Source organism: Prevotella corporis DSM 18810 = JCM 8529, from assembly GCF_000430525.1.
Classification (GTDB): domain Bacteria; phylum Bacteroidota; class Bacteroidia; order Bacteroidales; family Bacteroidaceae; genus Prevotella; species Prevotella corporis.
This window is the reverse complement of sequence record NZ_AUME01000049.1, coordinates 1-18,263: the sequence shown is the minus strand read 5'-3', so window position 1 is coordinate 18,263 and position 18,263 is coordinate 1. Positions and strand designations below refer to the sequence as shown.

The following is an 18,263-nucleotide window of genomic DNA, read 5'->3' as shown; positions in this document are numbered from 1 at the left end:
TATCGTCAAAACAAACTATTGATAGTTCGACATCTCGATTTGTCGAACTATCGAACTGTTGATAGACCAACAAATATGCAATAAAAGGAAAGAACCGGCACCTCATCTCATTACCGCAATAACGCTGAGGGATTTTCTCGTGGTCTTTTCTCTTGTCTTCCTGACATTTCCCTGCTTTTCCTCATCCCTTGTAGCGATGCTCTTGACCACTTACTTTTGCACCCGATAAGTACGGCAACGGGCAGCATAACAGCTCCATTGCCGAGTAACAATATAGTAATCAAAACAATATCAAAGCAATGAAACTCATTATCATCGACCGCAAAGCGTGGGAGCGGCATCGCTCCGAATTTGCAGACTTTATCCACCGTGTGGAAAAACTCATTGGTAATCCTCCTAAGAACGAGCAATGGCTCGACAACGAAGCCGTGTGCAAGCGTTTGGGCATAAGCAAGCGTACCCTGCAATCATACCGAGATACGGGAAAAATCCCTTTCTCCATGATTGGGCACAAGTGTTATTACAAACAGACCGACATCAGCGAAATGCTGAATGAAGTCAAAAAATGAATGAATTATGGCAGAGAATGAAATCATTACGCAGGAAGACCCTCAGATGCAGTTATTTTCACAACTGATGGAAGGTACTTTGAAGAAGTTGGAGCGGTATTGTGCCACAGCTCGTCCGATGTTAGATGGCGAGGTTTACCTTTCGAGCGAGGAAGTGTGCAGCCACTTACGGCTCAGCACACGCACGCTCCAAGAGTATAAAAATGCAAGAATACTTCCATTCTACAAAATCGGAGGGAAGATACTTTACAAACAGAGCGACATACAAACAATGCTTGAAAAGTATTATAATCCAATACCGCAAACAGGTAAGTTATGAGTTAAGTTAAGAAATCAGTCGCGACTTAAGTCAAATGGTCAGTTATGACTTTGGTCAAAAAATTAGTTTCGACCTAAGTCAAAATTAACTTTAGTAAAAAATATGTCAGCTCATAAAGTCAGTAAGTCAAGAAATTAGTCTAAACTTATCTCTTGACTTACTTTTTGAACTTTGAACTCTCGTCTATCAAAAGCACCCCAGAAAGGTTACTTTATGGAACATAACAAACTATCTCTTTCTTTTTACTGGCAAGGTGTGTCTTTGTACCACAAATTGCCATTTGTACCACAAAGACCCTTGCCCCAAATGGGGGATTAAATCACTCCAAAGTCGTGATTAGAAAGCAATGAAAAAGCAGAAATCCAAGAAGCCCGATGGCAGACGTGCCACCTGTCCAAGATGGGACAGATGGCACGTCAGGATACCTAATTCCGAAGATCAGCAGAAGCTTATCAGATTCTACCGCAAGTCGGGAGCAAAAACGAAAAGTGATTTTGTCCGAACAAGGCTTTTAGGTGAAGCCTTTAAGGTCATCACCCAAGACCCTGCAAAAGAGCCTTACTTGGAGAAACTCTCCGAAATCGTCTCCATGACTCATAAGATAGGCATGCTATACAACGAAGCCGTGAAAGCCCTCAATACTTATCATTCTGTCGCCACTGCGCAACAACTGCTCAGTAAACTCGAAACCTATTCCCAACTTCTTATCAGATTCCAACATCAAGTAGTGCAACTGACAAAATCTCTTGAGAGTAAACAAGAATGAATGCTGATAAATCATAATACCCAACGTTAGTATCGTGCTGTGATTGCCCAATCCCTCTTTGGTCAGTTATCAATGTTAGGAAGATAGGCTTTGTATGTGTAGTCGCTGATAAAACGCTTCCGGCAATTCTTACATCATTAGCGTTGTTTACCTGTTACTTTACCTCTTTTGAGAATATTGTTTGAGTGGCGATGCGGACATTGAAACTCAACTCCCAATCTGGAGCATAAAGTGCCGAAGCATTCTCGTAAGCTCATTTTTCCTTTGTTTTGGGTTACAAAAATAGCAAAAGGCAGAGAATTTTCCCTACCTTTACGCCTATTTTATAATCAAATTGATAATCAGATGATTATTTCAACAACTCCCAATTTGGAGCATTACCCGAAATTTGTTATATTTTAGAACTCTGTTATTCAAAGATATTCTGAATTTGTCGAATTCACGTTAATTAGAATAGTCATCTATCTGAAATAATATCCAAGAACGCTTGTCAGTTTTGAATAAATATCTCATATATATTCCCGAATCATAGCCCTTTAAGATAACAGTATGCGCCATTGTATCAACCTTTAACATTATTTTTTGCCCTTCTATTATAGAATCGTTGAAATTTGTATATATCCAATCACTCTTGCTGATATGAAGGATCGAGTCTGTCTCTTCATAATCATAACCTTTATATATAATTTTCAACGGAAACAAAATGTGTTTCCGTTGAAAACATGAGTCTGACGCGAACTTTTTGAAAAAATCATAAAAAGTTGTTTTTCCTGTCACATTTCTTTTTAGTGATATCACAGCCCTATCCTTTAAAACTTGCTTTTTATTATTTGGTTGTGCACAGCTTATTAAACAGAGGAAAACAAATAGTATGTAAATAAACTTATTCATAATATATGATAACTTGATTTTTATGAGACGGGATTATATTACAATCCCGTCTCATTTTTTATTGCTCTTGTTGCGTGGAATTAGGTAAATTAATCTCTTTAGGAATATTTATAATCGGGGGGAATACGATATCATTCTTTTGGGGAGCATTTCCTATTACTATCACCTCAGGAAGCTGTATAGGAGATGACATGTTGATATCTACATCAGAACTTTTCTTGTTTATCCAAAGTTGGGGATCTACAATATTCTCTATCTTTTTTCCTTTACCTTGAGTTGGATCAAAATGTTCGTATTTTCTTGTTTTCTGATTTAATTTCTTAATTTGATAGTGAAGATGGGGAACATATCCACGTTCTTTACCTTTTCCAGAACCTCCTATTTCTCCAATAACATCACCCTCTGATATTTTTTGACCAACTTCTACATTTATAGATTTTAGATGAAGATAACCAGTTTGGAAGCTGCCGTCAGGAGAATTGATTATAATAAACCGCCCTCCTCCTCCTTTAGGACTGCTATTAATAGCCTGAACAACTCCATCATGAGTAGCTAATACAGGGGCACCATAATCAAAATCTTGAGTTCCAAAATTAATATCAAGTCCTCTATGGAATTTTGAACCATAGCTAATATTTCTTGGACCATACCAAGAATCTATATGCCTTGAAGCTCCTTTGTATGTAGTGTTAACTGGCCATTTTCTATTACCATCAGGATCTTTGTACTTTATTGGATTATTATCAGTATAACAATAGGCTGTTACCTGGGGGAAAAGCTCTGATAACATATCCGTACTCATCCACAAACTCAACCTTGGTTCATAGTATCTCGCCCCATAGTAATACAATCCCGTTTCCTCATCGAATTCCTTCGCATTAAAGAGATAAGGGGTATTCCAAGTGTTGTTGCGTTCTTCTATGAACACCTCTCCAAATGGTACATATTCGATATGCTGCGATACTTCGCCGTCCAAGTTGGTGATGTAATTACTGCTGCCTAAGTGGTCAGGGTGGTAGAAGAACTGCATCTTCTCGTAGTCGTCGTTGGGCTTAAAGTTGCCGTTTACAGCTCTTGTGCGTGCCATTGTACGAGCCTGTGCTGCCTCCGGTGTACCGTCGTTGCAGCAGAAGCCCTGACCATTCACATAGTCGTCGTTGTCCTTACCATTATATGGCAAGTCAAACGTTTTGTAATTGTCTTTAATGGATTGTAACTGCTGGTTGTACTTATCCTTGTAGTTAATGGTAAGACCATCAGCTTCATTGCCTGCATACGGTATTCGTCTTGGGTCTGCGCCATAAGATGCCAAGTCGCCAAGCTTGCTGACGATACGCTGACTACCGATATAGATGTGCTTGGTGTACTTGCCGCCTTGCCCTGCAACCAAGTATGGGCTAACATAGAGACTGAACCTTGCCGTACCAGTATTGCCTCCAGAGAACTCAGAGTTCACATAGATGGCTTCGTTCTCGCCTGAGGTCTTCACCGTTCGCTCGCCGTCGGCATCATACCAATAGTTGCTCACAAAACCATTCTCGTCGGCTGCTAATAAGCGGTTCTCCTCATCCCACTTGTACTTCTGCTCACTGGCCTTGTCGTCTTCCTTGTTGTCTTTCTTTACACGAGAGGTGTTAATGTAAACAAGATTTCCGTTGGCATCATAGGTGTACTTGTGTCCGTTGTTAATATTCGTGCTGTCCGTAGGAGTTTCTTCCGTGCGGTAGTTAATATCACGAACATTGTCGAGTTGGAACTTCTTACCATCTGCCTTTTGATAAGTATAGGTGAGTTCATAGCCTGCGTTGAGCGTGCCGTCGAACTGCACGTTATTTTGCGTGAGATGTTGCTTCTTACTCGTGATACGGTGCATATTGTCGTAGCCCATAGACAACGTATAAGAAGCGGATTTATTGTCCGTTCCCTTATAAGTACCTGTTGCGCTTGCCAAACGATACAATGGGTCATAAGTATAACTGTGGCTCATCTGTCCGCCTGCCTTACCACTCTGTGGGAGTGGAGCATTGTTCTTAATACCGAGCACGTTGCTCACTGCATCATAACTATATGCATTGTCCATGATGGTGCCTGCCTTAGCATTCACCACGAGGTTCTGCAACCGTCTGCGTGCAGGGTCGTAGCTGTAGAAGGTCTCCGCTCCGTTACAATACTTCAGATAGGTGCGCTGCTCGAACTTGTCGTAGCCTATCTTCTGAACGTAGTCGTAGCCGTAGGACTTGTAGCCGCGCACATGGGTGAACTGTCCGCCGAGGTTGTAAGAATAAGTAATCTTCTCCTCGTCGGGATAGATCATCTCCAAGAGTCGGTTGTGGCTGTCGTACTTCCACTGCGTCACGTAGGTGGCGATGGCCTGATTGGGCACGATGAGCGTCGTTCTGGTCTTGACGACCTCGCCCATCTTGCCGTAGAAGTATTCGACGGCATTGCTGTCGTCGTCACTAATTCTTATCATGGACAAACCATTTGTTGTTCATAAGTGAATTTAGTACATCCTCATTATTAAATTTATCAACTTGAAAAGAAAAAGTCAAATATCCAACATCGACATTATTATGAATTAACCATTCGAACGTTTCGTCAAAAATAGTTAGTCCTATCATATAATAAATATCGATGCTTTCCTTACTACGTCCTCGAGGAGTATAAGTTTTGTTACCTCTCATAAACTCTATAAAATCCTCTCTTGCAAACTTAGAATATATTTCATTTAAAGCTATATCATATCCTTTTGTTAAATAGATAAAATTAGAGTCTATGTTTTGAAACAAAGGCATAAAAATTGGTTCTAAGAAATCAACAACTGGCCATTCATATTCAAAATTAAATGTTTTTACTTGTTTTCGATTATTGACAAAACCGTCAATATCTAACTTGTATATTTTATACAGTTGCTCTGTTATACGCGAATCAATAATACTTTTTATCATTATTTCCTATTTATAAAAAATATCAATATTTTTATTACCTTCTTTTTTCGTAAATGTATCCAGATTGCGATAACCTCCAGACTTGGAACTACGGAAAATTATGCTTTCGCCTTCTTTGCTTAACTTATATCCACCTTTTTCTAATTTTTCCGATTTGTACCCAGCTTTTATAAGTTTCTTGTAGACTTTCATGGCCTCTTTAGCACCTCCTTCTTGAACTATTTTAAAACCAGCCTTAGTTTTACTGGCTTGACCACCTTTCATTGCTATGTCTGCGAAAGTACTTAATTTAGAAGTTTTACTTAATTTTAATAGCGATTTTATACTACCCGTACTACCTAAAAAGATTGTCGCAAAGTCTGCACCTCTTGCAATCTTTTCTGCTGTATCTTCACTTGCTCCTACTTTCCTTGCAACATATTTCGTCGATTGATGTAAGGCGGTTTGTTTTGTTTCACCACTAACCATTTGTCTGAATCCAGCTTGAACATTATCAATACCGTTAGCAGCTATTGCAATTCCTCCTGCAATACCTACTCCTGTTTCTGAAGTTACCAATGCTGTAGTAGCTCCACCGACAACTTCAACAGCTCCACCGACCATTTGAACACCACCCCAAAATCTTGTCCAAAATTTAGATTGCAGTCCATTTGGGTCATAGAAAACAATCGGATTCAAATAACAGTAACTATACGGATTTAGATTATAATGGAAATATACCCCTAAATTATGTTCGCCATCCAAATAATTTTCGCTATTTCGTGGGTCATAATTTGAAATAGGATCCACACTTATCCACAAACTTAACCTTGACTCATAATACCTTGCACCATAGTAGTACATACCCGTCTCCTCGTCAAACTCCTTGGCATTGAAGAGGTAAGGCGTGTTCCACGTGATGTTGCGTTCCTCGATAAATACTTCACCGAACGGTACATACTCGATGTGCTGAGCCACCTCGCCGTCAAGGTTGGTGATGTAGCTACTGCTGCCCAAATGGTCGGGGTGGTAGTAGAACTGCATCTTTTCGTAGGCGTCCTTGTCATGGAAGTTGTCATCTGCCTTGACCCTAGTTTTTGCCATTAGCCTTGCATGAGCAGCCTCCAATGAGCCGTCGTTGCAACAGAAGCCTTCGCCATTGACATAGTCGTCGTTGTCCTCGCCGTTGTAAGCGATACCGAAGTCCTTGTAGCTGTCCTTGATGGATTGCTGTTGCTTGACGTACTTCGCCTTATAATCTACCGTGATACCGTCCGCCTCATTGCCTGCGTATGGTATTCGTCTCGGATCGGCACCGTAGCTTGCAAGGTCACCTAATTTGCTGACGATTCTCTGTGAACCGATGTAGATGTGCTTGGTGTATCTGCCGCCCTGACTTGCCACCAAGTACGGACTGACGTAGAGGCTGAACTTAGCCGTGTTGGTGCGTCCGCCTGAGAATTCGGAGTTCACGTAGATTTCCTCATTCTCACCGCTCGATTTCACCGTGCGCTCACCGTCGGCATCATACCAATAGTTAGCCACAAAACCGTTCTCATCAGTAGCAAGAAGACGATTTTCCTCATCCCAGCGGAACTTCTGCTCGCCTGCCTTCTCGTCCTCCTTGCCGTCATTCTTCATGCGGCTCGTGTTGATGTAGACAAGGTTGCCGTTAGCATCGTACTCGTACTTGTGACCGTTGTTAATGGTCGCACTGTCGGTAGGAGTCTCCTCCGTGCGGTAGTTCAGATCACGCACGTTGCCCAACTGGAACTTATGTCCGTCTCCCTTCTGATAGGTATAGGTGAGGTCATAGCCTGCGTTGAGCGTGCCATCGAACTGTACGCCGCTCTGCGAGAGGTGTTGCTTCTTGCTCGTGATGCGGTGCATGTTGTCATAGCCCATTGCAAGGGTATAGGAAGCCGTCTTGCCGTCGGCTCCCTTATAGCTGCCATTGGCACTTGCCAGACGGTACAGTGCATCGTAGCCGTAGGTATGGCTCATCTGACCGCCCGCCTTGCCACCCTGTGGCAGTGGCGCGTTGTTGGCAACCGAAAGTACGTTGCTCACTGCGTCATAGCTGTAGGCGTTGTCCATAATAGTACCTGCCTTAGCATTTACTACGAGGTTCTGCAAACGTCTGCGTGCAGGGTCGTAGCAGTAGAACGTCTCCGCTCCGTTGCAATACTTCAGGTAGGTGCGCTGCTCAAACTTGTCGTAGCCAATCTTCTGCACGTAGTCGTAGCCGTAAGACTTGTAGCCGCGCACGTGGGTGAGCTGTCCGCCGAAGTTGTAGTCGTAGGTGACCTTCTCCTCGTCGGGATAGATCATCTCCAGCAGGCGGTTGTGGCTGTCGTACTTCCACTGCGTGATATAGGTAGCGATGGCTTGGTTGGGCACAATCAGCGTGCGCACCGTCTTCAAGACCTCACCCATCTTACCATAGTAATACTCGATCGCGCCACTGCCGTCCTCACGAAGCATCAGTCTGCCGATACGGTTGTACGAAGAGTTGATGCCACCATAATGGTACTTCACGTTGTTTTCCGGATGGTCAGGATAATTAATCGCCGTCAGACGACCGTAATCGTACTCGTAATTGATAGTCTTGCCCTCCTTTTTGAGGTTGGCTGTCTGCTTGGTGAGCACATTGCCCAAAGCATCGTAGGTAAAGGTGGTGATACCGCTTGCAGGGTGGTTTACCTCAGTGCGACGGTCGCCCATATCATAGACGGATGTCGTTACGTTGCCCTCAGTGTCTGTTACCTTGACGAGGCGGTCTATCCCATCATATTCGAAGGAGGTGGTAATCGTACCGTCAGGTCCGCTGAGTTGCTCGGTCTTCACGGTCTTGCCACTACCGTCGGTATAGGTTGCCTGACGATTACCCAACGCATCAGTAACAGTCGTTACGAGTGCATTGCTACCTGCGTCCGTAGAGTACTCCGTCTTGGTCTCAGCATTGTCTGGAAGCGTTACTTTCATAGCACGGTCAAGCACGTCATAAACCGTTACGGTTGGCGACACGTTGTCAAAAGCCTTGTTGAAAGTTGTCTTGTTTCCCACTGCTTCGGTTACAGGGTAGTAAGCCTTAGCCACACGACCGAAAGCGTCATAGACGTTGCGTCCGCTGACAATCATCACGGTCTCGTCTTTCGGAGCACTACCCTTGGCAGCTGTCGTTACCACACCGTCTTTCTTTACCTGAACGGGACGCCCGAAGCCGTCCACGAAGGTTACGGTCTCCATATCATCGCTTGGGTGTTGTATGTCGTAATGTTTGGTCACGGCATAGGCAGGTGCTGTGATACCGTTCTTGCCGAAAGTAGCCTTAGGCTGATAGTCAAAGGCAATGATGTAAGGCACACCTGTTGCCAACTCATTAGGACCACGCACAGCTTTCACACGTCCGAGGTTGTCTATATCCGTTTCATAATAGAAGTGGTTGAGATCCATACGGCGGAGTGCCATGCCATAGCGGTAGTCGAAGTTGGCTGCCTCGCTACGGTAGCCAAAGGCATCGTCTATGCGCTCCACATACATATTCATCACCGGCTCATAGCGGTAGGTATACCACATGCGCTGTCCCTTGCTGTTAGCAGGAAGCGTGGTCTTGATGATGTTGCCGTAAGCATCATAAGTATAGTCAGAGACGGCTTCGCTGCTTCCGAGTTGTTGTTTAATCTGCGTAATATGGTCGGCATAGTTCAAATCGTAAGTCGCAGAAACTTGATGATAAATCTTACCATCACCGCCCGTTACGGTTACGTTGGTAGGTAGCCCGAAGATATGTTTGTTATCATTGTGAGCATATTGTATTGCGGTTTGGTAGTCGAACTTACCCGAACCGTCAGCACCCAACTTACCCTTATCACTGAACTTGTAGGACTTCAATTCACCATGATGCCCCGTGAGGTAATACTCATTCCAAGCCTCTGAGGTGGTGATGCCGGTTGGCTGTCCCTCATACTGCTTATTGGCGGTATAGCGTAGCGGTACAAAGGCAGAAGCGCGGTCGCTACATAGCTTCTTCTGCTTGGTAAAAGTGTACTTGTCACCGTTGGCAGTGAGGTAGTAGCCGTCGTACTCATTGCGTGTCTCGGTGTACTTGTTGCCTTTGGCATCCTCCACAGAGGCACTAAGTTCGTTACCTTGTGCGTAGTAGGTGGACACATCGTAGAGCTGCACAGCCTGACGATAGACTGCGGATTCTCCCTGTTCGGTGTCGATATTCTTGGTTACGACCTTTCCAAAGCCGAGGAACTCACGTTCGTGGCGATCCTTCTGTCCATCTGAATAGGCAAACATCGTCTTCATCATCGGTCCATCATCACGGATACCATCGTCAATGGTTACGGACGACATTACCCATTTACCACCGGGCAGGCCGTAGGTAGGCGTGCTGTGTTCGTAGTCCAGTGTAAAGGTTCCGCCAAGGGAGTTGGTCACGCTCTTGAGCATGTTCGTTCTGCCGATGGCAGAGCGGGTTACTTTCAGTTCACTTTCCTTATCGGATTCTACGATGTCGAGGTAGCCGTCGCCATCTACGTCCTGCAAAGCGTAGTTGTTACGATTTATACTATGACTGACAGAAACAACTGGATTTATGGAAATCTTGACAGGAATTAACTTTGGGGTAAAATTGACAGTAAATGCAACTTCAGCTCCCTCTGAAGTTGAGGCTGATTCGCTAAGAGAAGAAAGCCCTTTCCACTGAATGGCATCCATAAAGCCATTACCGATATTAAGTGCCACCATAATAGCCTTGCCATTGCGCCATACCTTATCTGGTAATCCGTCAGAATTTACATCAGAGAGATTATACTCTTCTCCATTCTTAGAGGTTACAACATTGTATCCCCCGGCGAAGCTTGATGACCCCTTATTGAAGCTACCACCTATATTGGCGTTATAAGTAATTCCCTTACCTCCTTGTATTCGATCAATTCCCCAATCAATCGGTTCTGTGAAGTTGTACCCTAAATTAAGTCGAACTTTATTTCCCTTAATAATTTTATCAGGTAGACCGTCTCCATTCACATCCATGAATGTTTCTGTGCTCCAATCCTTGTTAGAGGGAGGAATACTGACAGATCCAGACATACGAGCTTTTGCCTTGTTGCTGGAGCCTTGGTTGCTGGAATGATCCTTTCCTTTTGCAATATGAGCAATCGTAGAACTTATCGAAATAATAGGGTCACTTCCCAATGCCCATCCTTCAGACTTATTTTCACTACCAATGGTTCCGATTCCACTATACTTTTCGCCACTGATACCTCCTTGCGAATTTGTATATTGTATGATTCCCTTTTGAAAAATATCCGGGAAACCATCCCCATTGAAATCCATCATAGTGGAGCGAGTTACACTCTTACCACTTGCATCATTGTATGTAAAAGCAATGCCTGCCTGATTGACATCACTTGTTGCAACCATTTCCTGTGTTATAGCTACAGCACCGGTTCCTTGTAGACACGTACCGGAAACTCCTGTTATATCATCAATATGTTCGAAAGGGTTAGTTAATATTACATTTTGTTCAGTTAGTCTTGAAGCCCCAGCCTCTTTAGCTGTAAGGTACAATTCTGCTCGTTGTCCTATCCATCTATCAAATGAACTTTGGTCTGTTCCTATTGGTACAAATGCCATTGTCAAAGGATCCATCTTGGCATCCTTGCTATCGGGGAGCTTCAGCAGTGATTCATCAATAGGTTTGCTATACCTACCTTCGGAAGCATTATAAACAAAACCACCCCAACCACGATACATTATGCCGAAGCCTTTGTTCTCTGTCTGGGCATAGAAGCCTGCCTGTGCTGTTCCTATGCCACTGACAGTAGCTGCAGAAGTTACTGTCTGACCTGAGAAGTTACCTGAATAGAAGTAATCTATCCATATCTTGCCTGCACTGACACCAGTGATTATCAGTGGATCTCCTGAAAGACTGCCACCACTGAAAGTGTAAGTCTTTTTACCCAGCAGTTTGTCTACAGTCTTGACAGTCATCGTTACCATTCCGTTTACCGTTGGTGGTAGCATCGTGATACTCGGAGTAACTGTCAGGGTTGAAACATTGGAAGCAAGTACTACAGGTTTACCTTCACTAACCATGTCAGCAAAGAGAACGTAATGGGTTGCCCCTGCCGTACGCTGCCTGCTACCATCCTTGCCTATGGTCTCTATTTGTGGGGTCCACTTTATTTTCGACCAGTCCACATTAGAAGAAGAACTGATTTCAAAGTTTAGATTTGTCAAGCCATCCGGATTAGGAATCGTCTGTTTAATTTCTCCGTCAAACGCTTCATTCCATGCAAAGGTACGGGTATAGATTTCTCTTTTTTTATAATTCGGATTATTATTACCCAAGCTGTCTTTTAACTCATTAGATGCGACAATTCTGAGCGTAACGTCATCTGTTGTGACGGGTTTGGTGAACTTGCCTGACAGGTTCAAAGAAGCGCTCTCTGCCACATTGGTCAGTGTATTGGCATCATAAATGGCACCCTCCTGAGGTTGATAAACAGTGGTAGATAATCCGCCGGGGAGTGTTTCTGCCGCACCTGTATAGGTAATGACAGGTGCCCATTTCACGTTATCAAAGGCACCGTTGCTTGTTTCCTCCGTACCAGACTGGACACGGAAGTAAATGCGGTCGCCTTTCTTGACAGTGATATTCTGTGCCGTAGCATTATAAGCCGTAGCATCTCCTTTGGTAATTTTCTTGTTCCAGAGTTCCGTATGACCTTTCTGAATGGCTACGCGCACACCATCAGCATGAGCATACTCATCGGTATCGTATTCGCCTGTTGGAGTAATCAAACTAACTGTACCCGAGATACTGATGATTCCATCTTTAGGTGCCTGCCATACACGTACCATATCTTCCATCGGAGAGGATTTAATCAATTCTGCTTGCTCGGCAGGATCAACCTCCCCAATAGTTTTATCTATTTTCTTGGCATCATAGATGATAGGACTTGGTGTATCGGCACTGCTAAGCGTAAAATGAGGAATAGCATGACCTTGTTCGTCAATTTCTATATGATTAAAATAAACCTTACCACTAGAAACTATATCTACAAGCCCATCACCATTAACATCGCTGAAATATACAGATGTTTTGGTAGTCGTGCGAGAAGTACTTGTAGCAACAGTAGCCATGATATACTGCCACCCAGCCTTGATGGCAGGTCCTCCAGAGAAAGTATTACTGGATGAAGCAGAAAATTTAGAGATACCAACAACTTTGATAGGTTCTCCATAGGTTATTTTCTTTTCGTCTGTGCATATTTGCGGACGATAGTACACAGAACCTCCATCCTGATATATCTTGTCGGGTAATCCATCTCCGTTAAGGTCTGCAAAAGTCAATAATCCCTTAGAATTATCATGAGAGTAATTAAAAGAACCACCAATAGTGCCACTTGTTGAAGAACTTTGATCATCAACTCCTGCTCCAGCATAGAAAGAACCACCATAAGAAAGGCTTGTTGTTCCTCCTAAGGCAGTAGGTTTGTCGCTGAATATGCCACCAACTTCTTTGAGAGGACTTATAAATCCTGCGTCAAGGCCGTCATTGTGCGTATTCCATATTTCCTGTTTTTCCTTAAAAGGCACATACCCCTTAGCAGCCTGTACATCATCATAATAGTCAAATTTCTGATACGACACTTCTGCACCTTTGTCGTCGAGTTGCTTTACACCCGTAAGCATATCTTTGTTGAACGCACCCTCCCTGTAGGCGAAGGAATAGCTTCTCAGCTCCGAGCCTTGGAAGTTCACCTTTACCTTTTCCAGCAGTCGGTTGGACGAGGTGAGGTAGCCGTAGCGGGCGTTGTTGGTCTTGAGGTGTTTTTCCTTACCGCCCTCGAATGCTACCACGGTATGGGGCTGCTGTCCGCTGTTACCTGCATGTATTTCCTTGAGATAGATGGCTTTTGCCATGAGCCCCCCTCTGACAGGCTCGTCTGCGGTCTCATAGACGTACTCGATGTAGTCGCCATGAGTCTCCTCCACACGTTTTAGTTTCCACTCAGAGATAACCTCGCGTGTGTTGCCACTAAGGTCTGTTATTGTGCCTTTGAGGACTGCTCCTTCACCTCCATAGGTGTACTTGACGCCTTGCTTGTCAGTTACCTCCCATGAGTAGTCGGCAGGAGAATTACCCTTTCGGATAATACGGCTGAAGTCTCCTCCCTGCCGAGTGTAGAACTGTCTGTCCGCTTTTCGGTTCATCTTCTCACCACGGTGGGCAACACCCATTTTGCCATCGTCACCCATCGTGGAAAGCATAGAACCCGACATCAAATAAGTCTCGGTTTCTTTACTTGTATCGTATCTTGGAACACCCCAGCGAGTATCCAACGTAATAGAAGGAACAGAGAGATTCCAACCCTCTCCAAGCCATCCACTACCTCCTTCACTACTGTACTGTATGCCCAAAGAAGGAGCCATACCATTGCGTGCGGGAGGCATTTCAAAGCCATACTGAAGATTGGCAGAACCTCGGTTGTTCGCCGTCGGAGGGGTGATGAGGTTGATCTTCGCCGTCGGGTCTGCCGCCTTGATGTCGTTCATCATCGTCGGGGTAAATCCGTCGGTCTGGGGTGACTCCGGTGCCTTGATGACACCGTTGATCATATCGGTGAAGTGCGTGGTGCGTGACACGACGCAGGTCTCCTTCTTATCCACCCTAACTCTTTCCAGTGCCACCCAGTGCTTGGTGTTCTTGTCGAAGTAATAGGTATTGATATCGTCTTCTGTAAAACCGCTCGGGATTCGCGTGCGGTCGTATTTTATCTTCACCGTCGCACCCTTGCCCTCGAAGTGGTTGCCGTGGGGAAGGAAGCGGTAGCCGTCTCCCTTGACGGTGACGTTGGTCATGCCGTAGTCAAGGGCTGGAATGTCCGTCTCGCGGAGTGCCGTGACGGAGTATCTGCCATCCCTTGCGATGTCCGCAGCCTTCACGGAAAGGACGTTGCCGTCGATGGCGATGCTGTCCGCCCTGTGCGCAAGGAACCGCTTCTCTGCCTTCCCACCGACGGACACGAAGGCACGGGCATAGTCCGCCCTGCCTCCCTGTATGGGTGTTATTGTCCTACTGATGTTCCTGCCATCAATGACTGCCGTGAGCTTGAGCTGTCTGCCCGTCGATGGCACGATGCCCTCGAATTCTCCGTCATGGACGGTGATGGTTGTGCCGTTCACTGAGATACGGCTTGCCTTCCCTCGTACGAAGCCGTGGAGGTAGGTCTGACCGTCATAGGTTATGGGGGCGGAGGAAAGGATTATTTCTTCCTGCTTATTGGTATTAGTCTTTGTCTTAGCATCCGCTACGGTTTCGATATGTACGTTCCTGACCGAATAGGCGTAGGAAGCATCCGTCGGAATGGTGAAGAGGACGGTGTTCCTGCCGTCCTTCAGCCACTCGGGACTTATTTCCTCCCTGACGGTCTTCCATTCCTTGGAAAGTGCCGTGAGGTAGCCGCCGACAGCCGTGCGGTCGTTGATGCTCCTGCTGATGCCCTGACCAGAGCTTACGCCCTTGAGGTCATAGACCAGCCATGCGCGCATATTTGGAGAGACTTTCTCGACTGTTATCTCGAAGATGTTGTCCTCGGGGTTGTCCGAAACCCGTCCGTCGGGCTGTCCTATGATGCCCGAGGCATGGTCTGCCGTGTAGGTGGTCTCCATAACGGAAGAAGTTGCTGCTGCTGTCGTCTTTGACTTATCCTCCTTCCTTGCCGTCCGTGATATTCCCTGCGTAGCTTTTTCTGCGTTATGGACGTTCTTCGTGGATGTCTCGGTCTGTGCTGCCATGGATTGTGATATACTCGTGCCGTTGTTTTCACGTGCACTGTCCTGTCCCTTGTATATATGCGTCGCAGCGATGGCTGCGGTGATGGCTGTCAGTAATGCCGCCGATATGAGGTAATGCTTTGTCTTCATAGCCGTTGGGGTTTAGTAGTTTGCCATTATCTTCCTTGTGAATTCCTCTTCTAAGGTGAGTGCTTTGACGACGTACACGCCCGTCTGCGGTACGGTGAAGTCGGCACGCTTGATGGTGCCTCCCGTCATGTCCGTCCGGCTCAGCAGTCTTCCTGATGTGTCATAGACGAGCAGTTCGGCATCGGTCTCCTTGGCGAGTCTCAGCTCGGCACTGAACGCCATACCAGTCCCGTCCTTCCTTGTCACAGTGAGGGCAGAATGGGCTTGCCTCTCGATGGAGGAGGCGTTTTCTGCCGACCTTGCCTGTGCCTTGGGCACGCTCGGGCTGCACTCGTTGCCGATAATTACCGCCATGCTGTCCTCGACCGCCTTCTTCGTCTCGTAGGCCACGCCCCTCGAAACGCTCGTCAGGGCGAAGTCTCCGCCGTCGATGCTCAGCCCGTCGATGGTCGAGAGTCCCTTGTTGAAGCCCATGCCGAAGAGCCAGCCGAGACCGGCTTTCTTGGCCGCACGGTGGACGACGATGCCGTTTACCGTATAGCTTACCGTGTCGGGGGTGAAGATGATGCCGAGTGCGTCACCTCCATTCAGGGTGACGGCAGCACCCATGGGTTTGCCCTCGACCACGACTTGTGCCGTGGCATTCTTCACGTCGAAGCCGTGGAGGATGTTCTTTCCCAGTCCGAGCGTGGTGCAGAGTCCCGCCCTGTAGTCGGAGGTGAGCGAGGGAATAGTCCATGTGACCTCTCCCTGCTTTCGTCGACCGACCGCATGGGCATACTCGACGCCTCCCGTGCTCTCCGCCGTGATGTCGATGCCCGCGTTCTGCTTAATGAGCAGACTGTAGTTTCCCGGGAGCAGGTTCTTCACCGTGTATGTCTTCGTGGTGAAGTTTCCCCGTGAAGCTACGGCACCTTTCTCCATATTCTCCACGGAGTCCGCCAGCAGGCTGTATGAAAAACTCGGCAGGCCGACCACCATGCTGATGTCAAGGCTGCCGTCCTTTCTCGGCTTTCCGCCCGTGCAGCTCGCGTTGTGCGGTGTTAGCCGTGCCAGTATGCCGTCGAAGCAGGCGAAGGTGAACGTGTCAGATCCACTGCCGTCGGTGTCCATGAAGATGTTGTCGAAGACGAGTTTTTCACGGCTCGCGTCCTTGCGCGAGCATCTGATGATGGTGTTTTCCTGTATGTCGGTCTTGTCGCCCGCACCTCTGTCTATGAGCATGAAGACGTTGCGGTAGTCCGTGCCTGCGAACTTGTTGTCTTTGGCGAGGACTCCGTATCCGAGCTCGACCATGTTGCCGCTGTCTCCGAATCCATTTCTGCGCAGTTTTGGGATATTTAATGCTGTCTCGCCGCCTGTCGTCTCGAAAATCATGCAGGCTGCCTTTGCCGTGTTTTCAACGGGTATGGTTATCTGCAGCTCCTTGCTGCCCCTGCCGTCGATGAGTAAGGTTACGCTGTTTCCTTTTCTGCGTACGATGAAACTCTTTCCGCCCGTATTGCCTGTTAAGACACGATTCTGTATTGTTCCGTCCTCTACGATTCGGATCTCACCCCGTGCGCTGACGTTGAAGCCGTATGCGCACTTCGTGCCCGATGCCTCGGTGAATCCTACGTTGTAGGCGGGATGGAGTCTCGGGTTGGTGTATTCCATCGTGCCGTTTCCCGTGTCGAGCGGGGAACTGACGATGTATGCGCCCTCCTTGGGCTCATTCTGCGACACTGCATCCATAAAACCGTCGGAGGTGACGGTGATGCCGTTCTGCGTCCAGATGTCCTTCCTGTACTCGGTGGAGTCGATGTTCGTCCTGACGAGCCACCTGCGGTTCATGACGTGCCACGGTGTTTTTCCTTCCGTCTCGGCGGTGGTCGTGGCGGCGTTGTCGTCGCCCCATATCATATAGCCGCCGTCGGGTATGGGCGAGCTGTCCTCGCGTCCCATGACGAGAAGGCGTTGGCTCGTCGGCAGGCCGTATGGGTCTGCGTCTCTGAAGCTGTCGTATGTCTTTTCAGTAGAGTATCTTGGTGCTTCCTCGTAGCTCGTCGTGGAGAGAGGCTGGAAGAGGTCGCCCGCGTCGTCGCGCCAGATGCCCGTCACCCTGTGGTGGTAGGCGGAGCTTTCGTCCCTGTCCCATGCGAGGTCACCCTTGGCCGTGTAGTATGACCCCTTGAGGGTGATGCCGTACTTGACGGCGAGGTAGGTCTCCACCTGCCTGCGCTCCAGCGGCGTGAGCGTCCTGCTGTAGGCGATGAGCTCGGGCGTGTAGCCATTGAGCGCACCGCCCCCGAACAGGGACTTGTCAAAGGCTGTCGTAAAATTGACGTCTCCGTCCCTGTATGTTCCCGTGGTGATGGTCGCACGTCTGCCTTCTCCCCACACGGAATGCACGGGGGCGTATGCCCTGATGTATGAGACGATGCGGGGACTCGTGGACTTGAATACCTCTGCGGTCTGCCTCTCGCTCCCCGAATAAAGAAGGTCCTCGCCGGCCGTGCTTCCGTAGTCGAGCGGTTCTATGCCCTGCTGCCCGACCGCCTTGTCCCTGCTCACGAGGCTTCCCGCACCCTTGCGTCCGCTGACGGCATATAGCACCTCGTCCTTGTTATAGGCGGTAGTCGTCGGGGCAAACACCCCGATGACGGTCATCTGCGCGAGGTTGGAGTATTTCAGTAGACTCTCCTTCGGCTGATTCCCCTCGGAGAAGTTCAGGGCGGGGTTGAAGTTGAAAGTCCGTATCCATGTGTGCCGCTGCGTGAACTCACCACCGTAGGCTGCGCCCTTGGCATCGTAGAGGTTGGTTCTAACGGAGTCGCCCGAGAAGTCGCGCCAATGATAGTACC

General features: G+C 47.2%; 8 protein-coding genes. 3 read left to right on the top strand and 5 right to left on the bottom strand.

Translation table 11 applies throughout. The features are described from left to right. The first annotated feature begins 299 nt into the window (after positions 1-299). The 3 genes from H515_RS0109055 (at position 300) to H515_RS0109045 (ending at position 1,654) form a co-directional block, all read left to right on the top strand. Complete coding sequence (locus H515_RS0109055) at positions 300-569, top strand: helix-turn-helix domain-containing protein (protein ID WP_025064883.1); 270 nt, start codon at positions 300-302, stop codon at positions 567-569. A 7-nt stretch (positions 570-576) separates the two neighbouring features. Further along, on the top strand, positions 577-888 hold the full coding sequence (locus H515_RS0109050; protein ID WP_021670260.1) for a helix-turn-helix domain-containing protein: 312 nt from the start codon (positions 577-579) through the stop codon (positions 886-888). Positions 889-1,234: 346 nt separating this feature from the next. Next, positions 1,235-1,654, top strand: coding sequence for a plasmid mobilization protein (locus tag H515_RS0109045; RefSeq protein ID WP_025877763.1), 420 nt, complete (start codon positions 1,235-1,237; stop codon positions 1,652-1,654). Between the two features lie 444 nt (positions 1,655-2,098). Here H515_RS0109045 and H515_RS15305 read toward each other — a convergent pair whose 3' ends face one another. The 5 genes from H515_RS15305 to H515_RS14755 all read right to left on the bottom strand — a co-directional run. Then, the gene (locus H515_RS15305; protein WP_021669573.1) at positions 2,099-2,545 is read right to left on the bottom strand and encodes a DUF4348 domain-containing protein; all 447 of its coding nucleotides are present in this window, start codon (positions 2,543-2,545) and stop codon (positions 2,099-2,101) included. 58 nt (positions 2,546-2,603) lie between these two features. Beyond that, on the bottom strand, positions 2,604-4,625 hold the full coding sequence (locus tag H515_RS13275; RefSeq protein ID WP_238300175.1) for an RHS repeat-associated core domain-containing protein: 2,022 nt from the start codon (positions 4,623-4,625) through the stop codon (positions 2,604-2,606). Positions 4,626-5,004: 379 nt separating this feature from the next. Next, entirely contained in the window at positions 5,005-5,493 is a 489-nt protein-coding gene (locus tag H515_RS0109030; RefSeq protein ID WP_025877757.1) for a hypothetical protein, read from the bottom strand. A gap of 6 nt (positions 5,494-5,499) precedes the next feature. Beyond that, the gene (locus H515_RS13270) at positions 5,500-15,420 is read right to left on the bottom strand and encodes a toxin TcdB middle/N-terminal domain-containing protein (protein WP_154653681.1); all 9,921 of its coding nucleotides are present in this window, start codon (positions 15,418-15,420) and stop codon (positions 5,500-5,502) included. Between the two features lie 12 nt (positions 15,421-15,432). Continuing rightward, positions 15,433-18,263, bottom strand: a 2,831-nt coding sequence (locus H515_RS14755) for a DUF8202 domain-containing protein (protein ID WP_028901862.1), incomplete at its 5' end; no start/stop codon positions are given.

Coding starts and splice junctions, on each gene's coding strand:
- H515_RS0109055 (WP_025064883.1), top strand. CDS start 300: ATGAAACTCATTATCATCGACCGCAAAGCGTGGGAGCGGCATCGCTCC.
- H515_RS0109050 (WP_021670260.1), top strand. CDS start 577: ATGGCAGAGAATGAAATCATTACGCAGGAAGACCCTCAGATGCAGTTA.
- H515_RS0109045 (WP_025877763.1), top strand. CDS start 1,235: ATGAAAAAGCAGAAATCCAAGAAGCCCGATGGCAGACGTGCCACCTGT.
- H515_RS15305 (WP_021669573.1), bottom strand. CDS start 2,545: ATGAATAAGTTTATTTACATACTATTTGTTTTCCTCTGTTTAATAAGC.
- H515_RS13275 (WP_238300175.1), bottom strand. CDS start 4,625: ATGGACAATGCATATAGTTATGATGCAGTGAGCAACGTGCTCGGTATT.
- H515_RS0109030 (WP_025877757.1), bottom strand. CDS start 5,493: ATGATAAAAAGTATTATTGATTCGCGTATAACAGAGCAACTGTATAAA.
- H515_RS13270 (WP_154653681.1), bottom strand. CDS start 15,420: ATGAAGACAAAGCATTACCTCATATCGGCGGCATTACTGACAGCCATC.